This window comes from Caenispirillum salinarum AK4, from assembly GCF_000315795.1.
Taxonomy (GTDB): domain Bacteria; phylum Pseudomonadota; class Alphaproteobacteria; order Rhodospirillales; family Rhodospirillaceae; genus Caenispirillum; species Caenispirillum salinarum.
Window position 1 is genome coordinate 14,704 of sequence record NZ_ANHY01000006.1, and the last position, 17,626, is coordinate 32,329.

15 protein-coding genes are annotated in these 17,626 nt (G+C 67.5%); 11 read left to right on the forward strand and 4 right to left on the reverse strand.

The window, feature by feature from the left end; all coding sequences use genetic code 11:
- Positions 1-4: 4 nt before the first annotated feature.
- Complete coding sequence (locus C882_RS06450) at positions 5-856, forward strand: ABC transporter permease (protein WP_009539768.1); 852 nt, start codon at positions 5-7, stop codon at positions 854-856.
- Between the two features lie 255 nt (positions 857-1,111).
- Complete coding sequence (locus tag C882_RS06455) at positions 1,112-1,498, forward strand: GcrA family cell cycle regulator (protein WP_009539769.1); 387 nt, start codon at positions 1,112-1,114, stop codon at positions 1,496-1,498.
- Between the two features lie 414 nt (positions 1,499-1,912).
- Here the strand turns inward: C882_RS06455 and C882_RS06460 are convergent, their stop codons facing one another.
- Positions 1,913-3,136, reverse strand: a complete 1,224-nt coding sequence (locus C882_RS06460) for an MFS transporter (RefSeq protein WP_009539770.1) — start codon at positions 3,134-3,136, stop codon at positions 1,913-1,915.
- A gap of 157 nt (positions 3,137-3,293) precedes the next feature.
- Between C882_RS06460 and C882_RS06465 the strand changes: the two genes are divergently transcribed.
- A complete protein-coding gene (locus tag C882_RS06465) occupies positions 3,294-4,937 on the forward strand; it encodes an acyl-CoA synthetase (RefSeq protein WP_009539771.1) in 1,644 nt (547 codons plus the stop codon).
- A 407-nt stretch (positions 4,938-5,344) separates the two neighbouring features.
- Here C882_RS06465 and C882_RS22995 read toward each other — a convergent pair whose 3' ends face one another.
- On the reverse strand, positions 5,345-6,259 hold the full coding sequence (locus C882_RS22995) for a CAP domain-containing protein (RefSeq protein WP_009539772.1): 915 nt from the start codon (positions 6,257-6,259) through the stop codon (positions 5,345-5,347).
- 36 nt (positions 6,260-6,295) lie between these two features.
- A complete protein-coding gene (locus C882_RS06475) occupies positions 6,296-7,966 on the reverse strand; it encodes an EAL domain-containing protein (protein ID WP_009539773.1) in 1,671 nt (556 codons plus the stop codon).
- Between the two features lie 387 nt (positions 7,967-8,353).
- Between C882_RS06475 and nifA the strand changes: the two genes are divergently transcribed.
- From nifA to C882_RS23000, 8 genes are all read left to right on the forward strand, one after another.
- Entirely contained in the window at positions 8,354-10,114 is a 1,761-nt protein-coding gene (gene nifA / locus C882_RS06480; RefSeq protein WP_009539775.1) for a nif-specific transcriptional activator NifA, read from the forward strand.
- Positions 10,115-10,333: 219 nt separating this feature from the next.
- A complete protein-coding gene (gene nifB, locus C882_RS06485; protein WP_009539776.1) occupies positions 10,334-11,830 on the forward strand; it encodes a nitrogenase cofactor biosynthesis protein NifB in 1,497 nt (498 codons plus the stop codon).
- Between the two features lie 61 nt (positions 11,831-11,891).
- Positions 11,892-12,083, forward strand: coding sequence for a 4Fe-4S binding protein (locus tag C882_RS06490; RefSeq protein WP_043644062.1), 192 nt, complete (start codon positions 11,892-11,894; stop codon positions 12,081-12,083).
- A gap of 106 nt (positions 12,084-12,189) precedes the next feature.
- Positions 12,190-13,101 carry a 4Fe4S-binding leucine-rich repeat protein gene (locus tag C882_RS06495; RefSeq protein ID WP_009539778.1) on the forward strand — a complete coding sequence of 304 codons (912 nt, stop codon included), beginning with the start codon at positions 12,190-12,192 and terminating at the stop codon, positions 13,099-13,101.
- The gene (locus C882_RS06500; RefSeq protein ID WP_009539779.1) at positions 13,094-13,369 is read left to right on the forward strand and encodes a nitrogen fixation protein NifZ; all 276 of its coding nucleotides are present in this window, start codon (positions 13,094-13,096) and stop codon (positions 13,367-13,369) included. Before C882_RS06495 ends, C882_RS06500 begins: the two co-directional genes overlap by 8 nt.
- Positions 13,366-13,581 (forward strand): putative nitrogen fixation protein NifT, encoded by a 216-nt coding sequence (gene nifT, locus C882_RS06505; protein ID WP_009539780.1) that lies wholly within the window; start codon positions 13,366-13,368, stop codon positions 13,579-13,581. Before C882_RS06500 ends, nifT begins: the two co-directional genes overlap by 4 nt.
- 48 nt (positions 13,582-13,629) lie before the next feature.
- Positions 13,630-14,511: an SIR2 family NAD-dependent protein deacylase gene (locus tag C882_RS06510; RefSeq protein WP_009539781.1), complete on the forward strand. Its 882-nt coding sequence runs from the start codon at positions 13,630-13,632 to the stop codon at positions 14,509-14,511.
- Between the two features lie 274 nt (positions 14,512-14,785).
- The gene (locus C882_RS23000) at positions 14,786-16,762 is read left to right on the forward strand and encodes a methyl-accepting chemotaxis protein (RefSeq protein ID WP_009539782.1); all 1,977 of its coding nucleotides are present in this window, start codon (positions 14,786-14,788) and stop codon (positions 16,760-16,762) included.
- 43 nt (positions 16,763-16,805) lie between these two features.
- Here the strand turns inward: C882_RS23000 and C882_RS06520 are convergent, their stop codons facing one another.
- On the reverse strand, positions 16,806-17,573 hold the full coding sequence (locus tag C882_RS06520; protein WP_009539783.1) for a hypothetical protein: 768 nt from the start codon (positions 17,571-17,573) through the stop codon (positions 16,806-16,808).
- Between the last annotated feature and the right edge of the window lie 53 nt (positions 17,574-17,626).

Genomic DNA, 17,626 nt, shown 5'->3' on the forward strand with positions numbered 1-17,626 from the left:
GACCATGGCCGCGCCCGAAAACGCAACTGCACCCGAAAAGGCCTGGTACTACATCTTCCGGGTCCTCTGCGCCCTGATCTTCCTGTTCCTGATCGGGCCCATCCTCGTGATCATCCCGCTCAGCTTCAACGCCGAGCCGTACTTCACCTTCACCGAGGCGATGCTGAGCTTCGACCCGGCGGGATATTCCTTCCGGTGGTACGAGGACTTCTTCACCTCCGACGAATGGCTGCGGTCCATCCGCAACAGCTTCATCGTCGCGATCTTCTCCACCATCCTGGCGACCGTGCTGGGCACGATTGCCGCGCTGGGGCTGTCCAGCCGGTTCATGCCCTATCGCAGCTTGGTGATGGCGATCCTGATCTCGCCGATGATCGTGCCGCTGATCATCTCGGCCGCCGCCATGTTCTTCTTCTACTCGAAGATCGAGCTGGCGCAGACCTTCGTCGGCGTGATCCTGGCGCACACGGCGCTGGGCATTCCGTTCGTGGTCATCACCGTGACGGCCACGCTGACGGGCTTCGATCACACGCTGACGCGGGCCTCTGCCTCGCTGGGGGCAGACCCGACGCGGACCTTTTTCCGCGTGATCCTGCCGCTGGTGACGCCGGGCGTGATTTCCGGCGCCCTGTTCGCCTTCATCACCAGCTTTGACGAGGTGGTGGTGGTGCTGTTCCTGGCCGGCCCGGAGCAGCGGACCATCCCGATCCAGATGTGGTCGGGCATCCGCGAGCAGATCAGCCCGACCATCCTGGCCGTGGCGACGCTGCTGGTGCTGCTGTCCATCACGCTGCTGACGCTGGTGGAGCTGCTGCGCCGCCGTTCCGAGCGCTTGCGGGGCATGACGCCGGGATGATCCAGCATTATCAGAGCACTCGCCGCTTCTTTTGAGGTGGCGCTTAAGCCGGGCCGGTCCTTCAGGGGTCGGCCCGGTGCCGTTCCGGGCCCGCGACATGCCTTGTTGAGCAGCAAAAACTTGAGCGGGATCAACATATTACGAGAAAGTGCGAAGAAGGGTCGTTACCACTCGTTGCGCAGGGCGAGCTTTCCCGCTACCATCCCTCGGGGCTGACGGCATGCGTTAAACGGATTTCTGCGAGGTTGGGGATCAATGGTCTGGACCGACGAGCGGATCGAGCTTCTCAAGACCCTGTGGGGCGAGGGGCTGACCACGGGGGAAATTGGCAAGCGTCTCGGTGTTTCCAAGAATGCGGTGGTCGGCAAGGCCCACCGTCTTGGCCTGAAGGGGCGTCCGTCGCCCATCAAGCGCACGCGCAAGGCCGCCAAGCCTGAAAAGCCCGAAAAGCCGGCGGAGCCCACGCCCGCCATCATGGAACTGCAGGGCCCCACCTGCCGCTGGCCCTTCGGCGACCCGCGGGAGCCGGGCTTCCACTTCTGCGGCGCCCAAGCGATTCCCGGCAAGCCCTATTGCAGCGAGCACGCCGCCGTCGCCTACGTCAATTCCAGCAAGAGCAAGGCCGAGGAAACCGCCGCATGATATTCCGCCGTTGGTGGAAGGGGCGGTTTTTTCTTGCCCGGAGAGTGCGTCAACGGCTGGCGTGGTGCGGCGAGGCCACCAAGGCCCGAAGGGCATCAAAACGGTGTGCTGATGGTTGATGCTGCGGCTTAAGGGTTTGGTGGTTGTTCGGACGAACCACCAGGAAGCCGCCGCGACAGCGCGCGAAGGCGGGCCGTCATCCGCTCGCTGGTCGGCGTTCCCAGTCTGCGGGACGTGACGTCTCCAACGCGACGAGGGAGCGCGAGGGAGCCTCTGGCACCCTCGCATCGTCAATTCCGGCGCAGCCGGAAAGCACTCGCGTCACCGGAAGCGGCTGATCCGCGTTCTCCCGCTCTCTTGGTGTTCCTGGTGTCTTGGTGACTATTCCCGCACCCGGACGGAGGGCCAGGCACATCACCGCCGAAGCTCAAGCTCTCCGCCGCTCCACCGCGCCCGGAACATCTGTGCGGCGATCAACCCCACCGCCGCCATGCCGGTCATCGCCAGGAAGGCGCGGCCGCCGAAGGCCTCGTACAGCGAGCCCGAGGCCGCCATGGCGATCGCCATCGCCACGCCCAGGCCCAGCGACGCATAGATCCCCTGTGCCCGGCCCGAGTACACCCCGGGCACGGCGCGGGCGATCACGTGCATGGCGCCCAGGTGCGTTGCGGCGAAGGTGAGAGCGTGCAGCGTCTGCACCGGCACCAGCACCCAGGGGTCGGTGGTGACGGCCAGCACGCTCCACCGCGCCAGGCCGCCCACCGCGCCCAGCAGGATCAGCAGGCCCGGCCCCAGCGCGGCGACCACGCGGTTGCCGAAGGCGAACAGGCAGACCTCGGCGATCACTCCCACCGCCCACAGGATGCCGATCAGCCCGTCGTCCAGCCCCGCCCCGCGCCAGTGCAGGGTCGCGAAGCCGTAGTAGACGGCGTGGCTCGCCTGGATGATCGATGCCGAGACCAGAAAGGTGATGAACGCCGGATGCCGCAGCAGCGGCCACACGGGCGGCGGTGGTCCCGTGTCCCCGCCGGCGCGGGTGCGCACGTCGGGCAGCAGCAGCGTGGTCGCCAGCGTCAGGACGACGCAGCCGATGATCGCCCACAGGATGGCGTCGGCGGCGAAGATGCCCAGCAGCCGGCCGCCGAGCATGGAAGCGGCGATGAAAGTCAGGGATCCCCACAGGCGAATACGGCCGTAGTCCAGGCCCTTGCGCTCGTAGACCGTGAGCAGGGTCAGGTTTTCCGACAGGGGCATGATCGCCCACAGGGTGATGCCGGTCAGCAGGCTCAGGCCCAGCAGCGGCCAGAAGCCTTCCGCCGGCACGAACAGCAGGAACGCCACGACGCTGACGGCAGCCAGCCCGATCATCAGGCTGCGCCGTTGGCCTGTGGCGTCGACGACGCGGCCGGCGAGCGGGTTGCCCAGAACCTTCGCCCACGTCATGGCGCCCAGCAGGATGCCGATCTCGCCCGGCCCCATCCCGCGCGATTCCAGCCACACCGGCCAGTACGGCATATGGAAGCCGATCACCGAGAACAACGCGCCGTAGAGCATCGACAGCCGCAGCGCCACCGGCAGGCGCGAGCGCAGCCGCGGGCTTTGCGCGTTGGAGTCTGGCGGAGGAGGTGGGGCCGTCATGGGGCGGTTTCGGCTCGCGGAAAGGCATCCGGCGGAAAGAGCGCATCCTGGCGCGCGGACCGCGCAGGCGCAAGACCGTGTTTCTGTTGTGAAGACGGCGGCTTGACGATAGCATCCGCACCGCTTTCCCAGTCACCAGCGCAAGGAAATTCCCCCGATGTCTGGTTCCAGCCCTTATTCCCACGACCTGGACAAGAACGACGCCAACTTCGTCGCCCTGACGCCGATCCAGTTCCTGGAACGCGCCGCCCTCGTGTGGCCGGACCGCCCGGCGGTGGTCCACGGCGCGCGCCGCTACACCTGGAAGCAGACCATGGAGCGCGCCAAGCGACTGGGCTCGGCCCTGTCCAAGCGCGGTATCGGCCCCGGCGACACGGTCGCCGTGATGGCCGCCAACACGCCCGAGCTTTACGAGGCCCACTTCGGCGTCCCCATGACGGGCGCGGTCATCAATGCCCTGAACATCCGCCTGGATGCCGAGGCGATCGCCTTCATTCTCGACCATGGCGAGGCGAAGTTCGTCATCACCGACCGCGAATTCAGCCGCACCATGAAGGAAGCGCTGGAGAAGCTGGGCCGCGACATCCCCGTCATCGACATCGACGACAGCGAGGCCGGCGACGTCGGCGACCTGATCGGTGAAAAGACCTACGAGGCCCTGCTGGAAGAGGGCGAGCCGGACTTCGCCTGGCGCTGGCCCAAGGACGAATGGGAGGCCATCGCGCTGAACTACACGTCCGGCACCACCGGCAATCCCAAGGGCGTCGTCTATCACCATCGCGGGGCCTACCTGAACGCCATGTCCAACGTGGTGACCTGGAGCATGCCGCCGCACGCCACGTATCTGTGGACGCTGCCCATGTTCCACTGCAACGGCTGGTGCTTCCCGTGGACGCTGGCGATCATCGGCGGCACCTCGGTGTGCCTGCGCAAGGTGACGGCCAAGAACATCTTCGACGCCATCGCCGACGAAAAGGTGACGCACTTCTGCGGCGCGCCCATCGTCATGGGCTTCATCGTGAACGCCAAGGACAGCGACAAGCGCGAATTCGACCAGAAGGTCAACGTCATGACCGCCGCCGCGCCGCCGCCGGCCAGCGTGCTGGAGCGGATGCAGCGCGAGGGCTTCAACGTCACCCACGTCTACGGCCTGACGGAAACCTACGGCCCCGCCACCGTCTGCGCCTGGAAGGAAGAGTGGAACGACCTGCCCGTGGAGGAGCAGGCCGCCCGCAAGTCCCGCCAGGGCGTGCGCTACGTGGTGCAGGAAGGCCTGACGGTCATGGACCCCGAGACCATGCAGGAAACCCCGGCCGACGGCGAGACCATCGGCGAGGTGATGATGCGCGGCAACATCACCATGAAGGGATACCTGAAGAACCCCAAGGCCAGCCAGGAAGCCTTCGCCGGCGGCTGGTTCCACACGGGCGACCTGGGCGTCATGCACGATGACGGCTACATCCAGCTCAAGGACCGCTCCAAGGACATCATCATCTCGGGCGGCGAGAACATTTCGTCCATCGAGGTGGAGGGCGTGCTGCATAAGCACCCCGCCGTCAACGCCGCCGCCGTCGTCGCCAAGCCCGACGACAAGTGGGGCGAGACGCCGCTGGCCTATGTGGAGCTGTGCGAGGGCCAGGCGGTCTCCGCCGAGGACCTGATCGCCTTCTGCCGCGAACACCTGGCGCACTTCAAATGCCCGCGCGAGGTCCGCTTCGTGGAACTGCCGAAGACCTCCACCGGCAAGATCCAGAAGTTCGTCCTGCGCAGCATGGCCAAGGGCGGCCAGGCCGGGGCGTAATTTTCCGGCTGCGCCGGAATGGTGATGCGAGGGAGGCCCGGCCTCCCTCGCGCTCCCTCGGTTGGGGGAGGGGCGGGTTTGTTTGGAAGGCGCTCCCGTAGAGCCCGAAGATTAAGCGCCACCTTCGCGGGCGGCTGTATCAATCTGATTTTGAATGATAAACCGTCATTCCTGCGGAGGCGGGAATCCATCCGCCGTCGGTGACAGCCGCGCCCGCGCTACCGTGTCTTGTGTGTTTGACAGCGGATGTGGAGTCCTGCGTCCGCAGGAATGACAGGCATTTTGCGTTTTAAAACAATAGCTTAACGTATCCGCCGCCTGAAGGAAAGCCGGGGCTCGCTCCGACGCCAACCATCCCCCTCACCGCGGGGAGCGCGAGGTGGCCGCGTCGGCTCCCTCGCACCCCTCTATCCTCCCGCCACCGCCGCTACGGCCACCTTGCGGCCGCTGCCGTCGGCCTTCAGCGTGAAGCCGAGGGTTTCGTACTGCGCGTCGAGCAAGGGTCCGGCGTATCTGTCCGCCTCCAGCCAGTGGCCGACGAAGCGGTCCACGTCCGCCGCCGTCACCCGGGTGCCGCAGCCGCCGCACCGGCCGACGGCGAGGAAGACGCGGCCGCCGCCCATCCAGCCGCCGACTTGAGGCGCCTGCAGGCTGCTCGGCGTGAAGGCGGAAAGGTCCTCGGGCACCTGGTCCGCCACGGCGGCCGAGAGGTCGGAGGCCAGCGTCAGGGGCTCCACGCCTTTCTCCCGCCGTGCCTCATTGATGCGCTCCAGGGCCATGCGGGCGGCTTCCTCGGGCGTCAAGGGCGCCGCATCGGCTTCGGGTGCCGCAAGGCCCGGGCCGGCGAAGGTCTGTACCGCCACCAGGCCCTCGCGGTCGGGATCGGGCACCAGGGCGTAGCCGAAGCGGCGCACGCCCGGGTGCAGGATGTTCTCGCGGTGGCTTGGGCTGTCCATCCAGTCGCTGTGGAAGGAGCGGACGTGTTCCGCCGTCGGCGCGGGCCCGCAGCCGGCGCAGCGGCCGATGTTCTCCGCCACCATCTTGGCCTCGGTGCCACCCGCTTCCAGGTAGCGGTCCAGCGCCGTGCCGCCGCCGGGGGCGCGGTGGGCGAAATAGCCCTGGGCGGCCATGTCGGCGGCGTGGGCGCGGGCCGCCTCGTTCAGCGGCTCGGTCAGGGTCAGGGCGGGAAGGCTGTGGTCGGCGCGGCTGTCGTTGACCAGGTCCAGCGCCAAGGCGCGCAGGTCGGCGTCCGCCGCAAGGGCTGGGCCGGCGAGGACGGCGGACAGGGCGAGCACCGCCAGGGGGCGAAGAGGCATCATCATGCCTGGAAAGACGCGCGAACCGCGGCTGCGGCTGCCCTAGCCGGCGGTGACGACGCGCTGGCTGGAGCGCCCGGGCTGGCCGCTCAGGCTGAACTTGGACACGTCCTGCGCCGGCTTGCCGAAGAACCACCCCTGGCCGTAGCCGATGCCCAGCTCGCGCAGCAGCCACATGGTGTCGGCGTCTTCCACCATTTCGCCGATGCACTGCATGCCCAGGTCGCGGCACAGGCCCGAGATGGCCCGCAGGAAGGGCCGGCCGTGGCGGGTGTGGAAGGCATCGCGGATGTAGCTGCCGTCGATCTTGACGTAGTCCACCTCCAGCGCCTTCAGGTAGGGGAAGGCGGCCGCGCCGGCGCCGAAGTCGTCGATGCACACCCCGCAGCCCATGGAGCGGAACTTGCGGATCACCTGGTTGGCGCGCGGCAGGTCGGTCATTTCGTGGCTTTCGGTGACCTCGAACAGCAGGCGCGGCAGCAGGTGTTCGTGTTCCTTCATCATCTTGAACAGGTCGGCGATGAAGGCGTTGCTCTGCATCGACCGGCCCGACAGGTTCACGGCCAGCCGGGCGCCCGAGCGGATGCCCCGGTTGGTGGTGAGGATGGAAAAGGCCTTCTTCATCACGGCCATGTCCATTTCCTCCACCACGCCGAACTCCTCGGCAAATCCGATCAGGCGGGCGGGCGGGATGAGCTTTTCGCCGTTGTTGATCCGGGCGAGCGCCTCGTAGTGGTGCACCTGCCAGCTGGCGATGTCGACAATGGGCTGGAACACCAGCGCCAGGTTCTCGCCGCCCACCGCGCGCCGGAAGGTGGCGACCTTGCCGAGCGTTTCCTCCATGGCCTGCTTGTAGCCCGCCGACAGGGAATCCAGTTCCAGGTCGGCGCCCTGCTTGGCGAAGGAGTTCATGGTGTAGACCAGCGCCTTGGACAGGTCGTCCTCGGACAGCTCGTCGGCGTCGATGGCCACCGTGGCCGCGTTGATCTCCAGCGGCTTGGCGGCCGGGTCGAAGACCGAGAGCATGTCGTTGAGCTTCTGGCTGATCTCGTCGCCGTTCAACGCGCCGTCGTGCAGCACGCCGACCGACCCGTCCTCCAGGCGACCGACGCCGTCGCCGTCCACCGACCAGGCCCGCAGGTAGTCCATGACCGAGCCCATGAACTGCTCGGCCCGTTCCGCCGGCAGGCTGTCGGCAAGCTTGTCGGGGGTCAGGTCCAGCAGGGTGAGTTGGCTGTCGTCGGCCGAGCCGCCGCGAATTTTTTCCGACAGTCGGTGGGCGAAATCCTCCACCGAGACCGTCTCGCTCACGTCCTCCTCGGGCTCCAGCGCCTCGCGGCCCCGCAGGGGCGACAGGGCCAGATAGGTGGCGTTGGGGGTCTCGGGCAGGATGATGGCCGATACCGTCAGGCGGCGCTCATTCCCCTCGGGCGGCTTGAAGCGCAGGGGAATGCGGTCCAGGCGGCCGGTGCGGCGCAGGCGGACCATCATCTCGTCGAACGTCAGGATGTCGCGGTCGCCGATCAGGTCGTGGATCGGGGTTCTGCGCAGGGTCTTGGCGTCGCATCCGAGCACGGAGTCGACCGTGCCGGCGCAGTAGCAGATGACGCCGTCGGAATCCAGTTCCACCAGAACGTCATTGCCGGCAAAGGCGAAGGCGATAAATCGAGATCGCTGGGCCTTGAGCCGTTCGATCTCTTCATTGGTCGTCATCCGAAGTCCCCCTGCCCGGGTCTGCCGGACCCACGCTGGTCCCCCCGGCATCCCGTTTTGCTGCGCTTATTAATGGAACTGTGTTGGGTTTCCGGCCAAAAGGCAAGCCCGACGCCCAAATGGCGCAGGCATAGGACTTTCGGCCGAAAAAAAGGTAAGCCCTTCATCTCAAATGAAAATGCTTAAACGGGTTATGGCGCTGACGGGGAACCTGGGGTTGTTCCGAGGGCGTCTTGGCGGGGAGCGCTGATCCGTTCAAACCACGATCATATGGTTGTGAAACTATTTTCGGCGCAACCGCATTCACTGTCTGGTTGCTGCGATGCAGCGTCGTCCCCTATACTTCCGTCGGAGTGGGGTTGGGTTCACCGAATGGAGGGTGAACTGATGAAGTACAACGCGACCGGCGGCGACGCCCTATCGCTGATCAGCATCTACGAGATCAGCAAGATCCTCGGCTCGTCCCTGGACCTCGAGAAAACGCTGCACGATGTGCTGAACCTGCTGTCGTCGTATCTGCAGATGCGGCGTGGCGTGGTGGCGTTGCAGGGCGAGGGCGGCAAGGACATCCGCATCCTGGCGGCGTCGGGGCTGTCGCGGCGGGCGGTGATGGACGGCCAGTGCGGCTTTCCGCCGGCGGTCATCGACCGTGTCATCGGATCGGGCGTGCCCATGGTGGTGGGCAACGCCGTGACCGACCCGGCCTTCGAGAACTACCTGTCCCATGCCGATGCCGAGGCCGGCGACGTCATTTCCGTCATCGCGGTGCCCATCAAGATCAACGGCGAGTCGGCCGGCCTGCTGTCCATCGAGCGGGAATGGGAGTCCGACCTTCAGTTCAAGTTCGAGACGGACGTGCGTTTCCTGACCATGGTCGCCAACCTGATCGGCCAGACCGTGCGCATGCACCATTCCGTCGCCAACGACCGCGACCGCCTGATGCGCGAGAAGGTGGCGCTGGAAAAGCGCCTGCGCGAGGACCTTCAGGGGGTGGACGGCGAGGATCTCGCCATCGGCAACATCATCGGCGACAGCAAGGCCATGCGCCGCGTGTTCGCCGAAATCCAGCAGGTGGCCCCGACCAGGTCCACCGTCCTCCTGCGTGGCGAGAGCGGCACCGGCAAGGAACTCATCGCGCGCGCGGTCCACACGTTGAGCCCGCGGGTCGACAAGCCGTTCATCAAGGTCAACTGCGCCGCCTTGCCCGAGACGCTGCTGGAAAGCGAGCTGTTCGGCCACGAAAAGGGCGCCTTCACCGGCGCGACGCAGGACCGCAAGGGTCGGTTCGAGCAGGCTGCCGGCGGCACGCTGTTCCTCGACGAGATCGGGGAAATCAGCGCCTCGTTTCAGGCCAAGCTGCTGCGCGTGCTGCAGGAAGGGGAGTTTGAGAGGGTTGGCGGCAACAAGACCCTGCATGTGGACTTCCGCCTGGTCTGCGCCACCAACAAGAACCTGGAGGCCGCCGTGGCAGCGGGCGAGTTCCGCGCCGACCTCTATTACCGCATCAACGTTGTGCCGGTCTTCCTGCCGCCCCTGCGCGACCGGAAGGAGGACATCCCGGCGCTGGTGGAGCACTTCCTCGCCCGCTTCAACGAGGAAAACGGCCGCAGCCTGGACATCGCGTCCGACGCCATGGGCGTGTTCCAGCACTGCCATTTTCCCGGCAACGTCCGAGAGCTTGAGAACTGCGTGAACCGCGTCGCCACCATGACCCGCGGTGACGTGATCGAGGACGTGGACCTGCCGTGCCAGCGCGATCAGTGCCTGTCGTCGGTTCTCTGGCAGGAACGGGCGGACGCCTCTGGAATGCCTGTCGGCGGCATGGCGCCCATGGAGGCCCGCCGGCAGCGCGTGCCTCTGAGCGCGGTGTCCGGCGCCCGGCCGTCGTCGCCGGGGGAGGCTCCGATGCGCCGCTCCCCGCCGGCCGCCGCCGTGCCGCCGATAGCGCCGGTGGAAGCCCCGGCCGACGACCACCTGCTGGACGACGACTACGAGGACGGCGGCGGGCTCACCCCGCGCGAGCGCCTTGTGGCGGCCATGGAGAAGTCTGGCTGGGTGCAGGCCAAGGCGGCCCGGATGCTGGGCCTGACACCCCGCCAGATCGGTTACGCCCTGAAAAAGTACAATATAGAGGTCAAGCGGCTCTGACCGCCTGCTTCCGCGCGCATCCGACGGCCGGACCACGTGTCCGGCCGTTTGCGTTGGCAGGGGCGAAGCGATGTCGCGCTTGTCGGGGTTGCGACAGCGGTGTCATGGGTGCGACACACGACATCGCTCCAACAACTCATAAAAAACAGCCACTTACAGACTGGCACGGGCCTTGCTGAGGAGGTGGGCGAACGCCAACCCACTCCGAGGAGGCCGCCCGTGAGCCAGGTTATCTCGTTGGACAGCATCGCCAAGGCGCCGGAAAGCGCCGAGACCATGCGCCAGGACCTTGCCAAGGGCGGCTGCACGTCGTCTTCCTGTGGCTCGTCCGACGGCCCGGCCGACATGCCGGCCGAGATCTGGGAAAAGATCAAGGATCATCCCTGCTACAGCGAGGAAGCCCACCACTACTTCGCGCGGATGCACGTGGCCGTCGCACCGGCCTGCAACATCCAGTGCAACTACTGCAACCGCAAGTACGACTGCGCCAACGAAAGCCGTCCGGGCGTGGTGTCCGAGCGATTGACGCCCGAGCAGGCGGCGCGCAAGGTCATCGCGGTCGCCAACGAGGTGCCGCAGCTGTCCGTGCTGGGCATCGCCGGTCCGGGCGACAGCCTCTATGACTGGAAGAAGACCTTCGAGACCTTCGAACTGGTCGAGACGCAGCTTCCCGACATCAAGTTCTGCATCTCCACCAACGGCCTGGCCCTGCCGGACCACGTGGAGGAGATCGCGCGGCACAACATCGACCACGTGACCATCACCATCAACATGGTCGACCCCGAGATCGGCGCGAAGATCTATCCGTGGATCTTCTTCGACAAGCGCCGCATCCATGGGGTGGAGGCCGCCCGCATCCTGCACGAACGCCAGATGCAGGGCCTGGAAATGCTGACCGAGCGCGGCATCCTGGTGAAGGTCAACTCGGTCATGATCCCCGGCATCAACGACGAGCACCTGAAGGTGGTCAACGCCGAGGTCAAGAAGCGCGGGGCCTTCCTGCACAACATCATGCCGCTGATTTCCGCGCCCGAGCACGGCACGCACTTCGGCCTGACCGGCCAACGGGGTCCCACGGCGGCGGAGTTGAAGGCGCTCCAGGACGACCTGGCCGACGGCGCCAACCTCATGCGCCACTGCCGCCAGTGCCGCGCCGACGCGGTCGGCCTGCTGGGCGAGGATCGCGGCCAGGAGTTCACGCTGGACAAGATCGGAGAGGCGGTCGCCTACGACCCGGAGAAGCGCCGCCTCTATCGCGAGGTGGTGGAGGCCGAGCGCGCCGACCACCAGAAGGCCCGCGCCGCCGCCGAGGATGCCCTGGCCCACGCCGTCGACACTGGCGCGGACGCCGCGCCCATGCTGGTGGCGGTCACCACCAAGGGCGGCGGACGCCTCAACCAGCACTTCGGCCACGCCACCGAGTTCCAGGTCTACGAGGTGGACTGCGACGGCGTGCGCTTCGTCGGCCACCGCCGGGCGGACAACTACTGCCTGGGCGGCTTCGGCGAGGACGATCGGCTGGAGACCATCATCGGCGCGCTGGACGGCGTGACGGCGGTGCTGACCGCCAAGATCGGCGACTGCCCGCGCGAGCGGCTGGAGGAGGCCGGGATCGTCGTCTCCGACGCCTATGCCTACGAGTACATCGAGTCCTCCATCGGCGCCTACTACACCGCTTCGGTGGGGTCGGTGGATGCCGGGCGGGCCAGCGCCTGACCGGCGCACAGGTCCGCTTCCACAGTACCCGCGTCCGTGGAACGATAAGGGAGTTTTCTCAATGGCTTACCAGATCATTCAGTCGCAGTGCTCCGTGTGCGGGGCGTGCGAGTTCGAGTGTCCCAACGGGGCGATCAAGATGAAGGGTGACACCTACATCATCGACGCAGCCAAGTGCACCGAGTGCGAGGACCAGGGGTCCCCGCAGTGTGCCTCGGTTTGCCCGGTCGACGGCACCTGCGTGCCGGCGTAACGGGCGACGGGCGCGGCGGCGGCCTCTGGGGGCCTTGTGCCGCCGCCGCTGCCCGGTCTTCTCCGACACCGGAGACACGAGACACGGGCGTAGAGGGGCTGAAACCATGTCGGCCACGGACCAGGAAAACAAGCACACGGCGCCGGACGCCCGCGCCCGCCTGCGGCCCGGCGAACCGTCCGAGGCGTTGGACTGGCTGGGAAGTCCGGTGGATTGCGCGACCTGTGCCTGGCGCGAGGGCATCCGGGCGCAAGGCCTCTGCAAGCCGATGGTGGCCTGTGTCCACGACCGCTACGCCAAGCGGATCGAGCGCTTTCTCGACACCAATCCCGAGGCCTCCGACGCCGTTCTCGCCCACCCGTATTTCGAGGTGCGCGCCATTGCCACCAAGCATGCCAGCATCTTCCGCCTGCCGGCCCTGCTCAACGATCCCGACCCCGAGGTGCGGGCGGGCGCGGTGATGCGGCTTCCGGCGCGCCAGGGCATGCGGCTGCGCACCGATCCCGACCGCAAGGTCCGCGTGGCCGTCGCCGCCCGGCTGACCGGCCCGGACCTGGTGCCGCTGAGCACCGACGATGATTACTACGTCCGCATGGTCGTCGCGCGCCGCCTGCCGCACGACATGCTGCCGCTCATGATGCACGACCCCGAGGCCGAGGTGCGCCGCGCCGTTGCCCGGCGTATCGGCGAGGAATGGCTCATGGCCATGGCTTGGGACGTCGACCCGCTGGTGCGCCTGGACGTGGCGCGCCGGCTGTCGGCCCAGCAGCTCGCGGTGCTGATCGAAGACCCGGACATGCGCGTGCGCCACGCCGTGGCCGAGCGCATCGATCCCCGCCATCTGTCCGCCCTGGCCGCCGACGACGACCCCTTGGTGGCAGAAATGGCGCGTGACCGCCTGCAGCGCCTCGATCGCGAGGCGGACGGGACGGTCGCCGCCGCCGCCCCTCCCGCGACCGGCATCGTGCTGGCCGTGGACGCATCCCGCCCCGGCAATGGAGGTTCCCCCGATGCGTGATCCCGACGAAATCGAAATCTACAACGACCCGGTGTTCGAGTACGGCGTGAAGGTCGTCTCGCGCAAGAACGTGCGCAACGACGGCACCTTCCCCGGCAAGGACATCGGCGAGGTTCTGGTGAAGAAGGGGGACGTCGGGTACGTCCACTCCATCGGCACCTTCCTGCAGCGCTACTACATCTACGGCGTCGACTGGATTGACCGCGGTTACGTCGTCGGCATGCGCGTGCACGAACTGGACGAAGTGAAAGAGGAGGCTGCGCAATGAAGGTGACCATCCGCAAGGTCGACGACTACTACGAAGCCTACGTGCCCAAGAAGGACATGGAGGAAAAGGTCGTCGAGATGGACAACGGCCGCATCTGGGGCGGGATCATCACGCTCTCCAACGGCTGGCGCTTCCAGATGCCCGAAATGGCCGACGACACGCGCATGCCCATCACCGTCGAGGCCCGCAAGCTGGCGGAAGTGGACGACTGATCGTCGCCCGCTTCCCCTCAACCCACCGACGACCGCCGGAGGCGCCCCATGTCCGCCACCATGCTGCCCGAGACCGATTCCCGCGCCGTCCTTGACGACGTCCGGGTCCGCCTGACCGCGGGGACCCTGATCCCGGTGCTCGGCCCCGACCTGCTGACGGCAGATGGCGCGGAGGCGCCGGTGCCCGTCTCCACCCGCGACCTGGCCGACCGGCTGAATGCCAGGGTGGCGGTGCCGGGGCGCATCCGGGGCAACATGTGGTCGGTGGCGCAATACATCGAAAGCCGCCGCCATCGGGTGACGCTCATGAAGCTGCTGGCCGACATCTTCGGCCCGCCGGTGACGCCAACGCCGCTGCACCGGTGGCTCGCGGCGCAGGACCGCCTGCCTCTCATCATCGACACCTGGTATGACGGCGCCATGGCCGGGGCGCTGAAGGCCGCCCGGCCGCCCGGCGACTGGGGCCAGGTCCAGGGCGTGACACGCAACGGCGAGTGGCGCGACATCTGGCGCAAGACCTTCGATGCCGACGGCGCGGAGGTTGAGGAGGACGCCGTCGCGGCATGGAACACGGTTCTCTACAAGCCGCACGGATCGGTCGCGCCGGCCGCCAACTACCTGATCTCCGACAGCGACTACGTGGAAGTGCTGACGGAAATCGACATCCAGACGCCCATCCCCGACGTGGTGAAGGACCTGCGCACCGACCGGGGCTTCGTGTTCCTGGGCTGTCGCTTCTACGACCAGATGCTGCGCACCTACGCCCGCCAGATCATGAAGCGGTCGCGCGGGCCGCACATCTGCGTCCTGCCCGCCGAACCGACGAAGAACGAGGTCAAGTTCTTCGCCGAACAGGGCATCACGGTCCTGCGGATGCCGCTGGCCGAGGCGATCGCCGTCCTGACAGAGGGCGCTAAGGAAGCGGCTTAAGTGTCTGATATGGAACAGAACGCGGTCAGGACAGCCTTGGGGGAGGGTGCCTGATCGTGCGGGGACGGGAAGCGGTCATCCCGTCCCCGCTTTTCTTGGCGCGGCGACCTTCGCATTCTGTCATCGCCGCGCCATCAACTCTTCACGCAAGCGCCGTTGATCCCATACCGCCCGCATCCTAGCGTCCGATCCAAGGGAGTGCACCCGACAGGATTGGGGAGATCAGGGCATGGCGGGATCATTGGCTGTCGGCGGTCGACGGGTCGGGGGCGGCATGCCGTCCCTTCAGAACATGGCGGCGCGCCTGCCCATCGGCGTGCGCATCGCCCTTCTGGCGGGGCTCGCGCTCCTGGCCTCGGCGGTGGCGGCGGGAGCCTACCTGGTGGGGCAGGCGCGGCTGGATTCGGCGCTGGAGCGCATGGAGTCGTTCCGCCAGCTTTCCGGCGAAACCGCCCGCATGGAAACCGCCCTGGCCCGCTTGCGCCTGGATGAGCGCGATTTCCTGAACGAACTGGACGACGGCGCGGCGGCGGCCTTCCGGACCCGTCTGGCGGATGTGCGCGACGCTCTGGAAGCCGTCGCCGCCCGCCCGCAGGCCGCCGGCGTTGCCAGGACGGTCGACCATCTGCGCGACGGTCTGGCGGAGGTGCAGGCCGAGTTCGACGCGGTGGAAACGCTGCGCCGGGAGCTGGGCCTTTCGCCCGGGGACGGCCTGTGGGGCCGGCTGACGGCGTCGACGCGCGCGGTGGAGGACGAACTGCGCCAATGGCCCGGCGTCGATGGCCTGGACGCCCGCCTTCAGCGCATGCGCCGCCACGAATTGACGTTCATGTTGACCGAGGACCCGGCGGAGTTGGGCCAGCACAAGAAGGCCTTCAACGAGTTCGACTTCGGCATGTTCGAGGCCCCGCTGGACAACGATACCCGCACCCGACTGACCGAACTCGGCCAGGGCTATCGCAAGGACACCATGGCCTACGCCGACAAGCGGCTGGAGCTGTCGGAGGCATCGGCCGTGCTCGACGCCCGGTTCGCCACCCTGCGCCCGGACTTCGAGGCCCTGTTCGCCTTCACCCGCCAGGGCATCGCCGAGGCACTGGCCGCCCAGAAGCAGGTGCGGCAGGACACGACGCTCATGATGGTCGGCACCGGCGGCGTCATCGTCGTGCTTTACGCCATCGTGGCGGTGTTCCTAGTGCGCAGCATCACCCGGCCCATCGGCGCGCTGGACGGCGCCATGCGCCGCATGGCAGAGGGCGACCGCGCCATCGCCATTCCCGGCGTCGATCGGGGCGACGAGATCGGCGGCATGGCGCGCGCCATGAACGTCTTCAAGGACGGGCTGCTGGAGGCCGACAAGCTGGCCGCCGAGCGCGCCCACGAGCAGGACCTGCGCGACCGCCGCCGCCAGAGCATCGAGGATGCCATCGGCCGGTTCGAGGGCTCTGTGCGCGACGTGCTCAACACGCTGTCCATGGCCTGCGAAGAGATGATGGCGACGGCCAGGGACATGCGCGCCGCCTCCACCTCCACCGACCAGCAGGTCCAGGCCACCGTCGCCGCCGCGCAGGATGCCGACCGCAACGTGCGCCTGGTGGCCGAGGCGGCGGAGGATCTGGCGGCGGCCCTGTCGGAAATCCACGACGACGTAACCCAGAGCGCCCGCATCGCCCGCGAGGCCGTGACCCGGGCCGAGGAGGCGGACGCCATCATGGTCAAGCTTGGCACGGCGGCGACGCGCATCGGCGAGGTGCTGGAGTTCATCACCTCCGTCGCCGAGCAGACCAACCTTCTGGCGCTGAACGCCACCATAGAAGCGGCGCGCGCGGGCGATGCCGGCAAGGGCTTCGCCGTGGTCGCCAATGAGGTCAAGAGCTTGGCCACCCAGACCGGCCGCGCCACCGACGAGATCGCCGAGCAGATCGCCGCCGTGCAGGCCGAAACCCGTCAGGCGGAGAAGGCCATCGCCGCCATCGTGCGCGTCAACGGCGAGGCCGACACCATCGCCCACCGGGTCGCCGACCGGGTGCAGGGCCAGGGCCTGGCCATGAAGGGGATCGTGGAGAACGTGCAGCGCGCCACGGCCGACTCGGCCACGGTGGCGGAGAACGTCAGCGGCGTGCGCTCCAGCGCGGCGGCCGCCGGCAGCGCGGCTGGCCGCGTGACGGACGCTTCCGAGATGCTGACGCGGGAATCGGCTTCGCTGCGGGGCGAGGTGGAAAGCTTCCTGGGCGACATACGGGTGGCCTGAACCTCCACCGGAAGGGGCGGGAAGGGCCGGCGCCTTACCGGCCTCAACCCTCCAGCTTTTCCAGGAAGGCGTTCAACTGGGCTTCGTCGAAATCGTCAAGGGCGCTGTGCAGCATGGCCTTGTCCGCCGTCGACAGGTGGGCCAGCGGCGAGACCAGGGCGCTCAGCAGCACCTGGAATTCGCCGTGCCCGAACGGTGGAGCGGCGTGTCCTTCGGGCGGGCGCGGCGTGTTGATGAACATGTGCTGCCCCAGGCTGATGGACGACGGGTGGTACTGCATCAGCTTGATGAACCAGTCGCGGCGGCCCTCGAAGTTTCGGAACGTCTTGACGATGGTCCACAGCACCTTGGCCTGGACGATGCGGGCGTCGGGGTGGGCGTAGAAATCGTCCCACGCAAAGTCGTCGCCCTGTTCGGCGATCACCAGGTCCAGCACCTCGTTGCAGGTCTCGGCGTAATGCGCGAGCTGGTCGCCCAGCGACAGCTGGAAGAAGTGGAACAGGTTCGGCAGGTGCTCGCGCGACAAGGTTTCGTCGTTCAGCAGGTGCGCCAGCGGATGCACCATGAGCCGGCCCAGCGCGTTGCGCCGCTGCTCGATGCGGGTCTGGCGCTCCATGGCCTCGTACAGGGTGTCGTAGGCGTGCTGATAGAAGGCGTCGAACTCGGGACTGGACTTCAGCGCCTGGGCAACGCCCCGCAGGGTCTCCACCGAGACATGGCCGTCGCCCGCCTTGGCCTGGACGCTGGCGACCATGGCGTCGAGCACCTGACCGGAGATCCCGCGCAGGTATTTGGGTCCGTTGTGCTGCATGGCCGTCCCGTTTCCGTCCCCAGGGCGGCCTCTTGATCCGAACGAGGCACGCC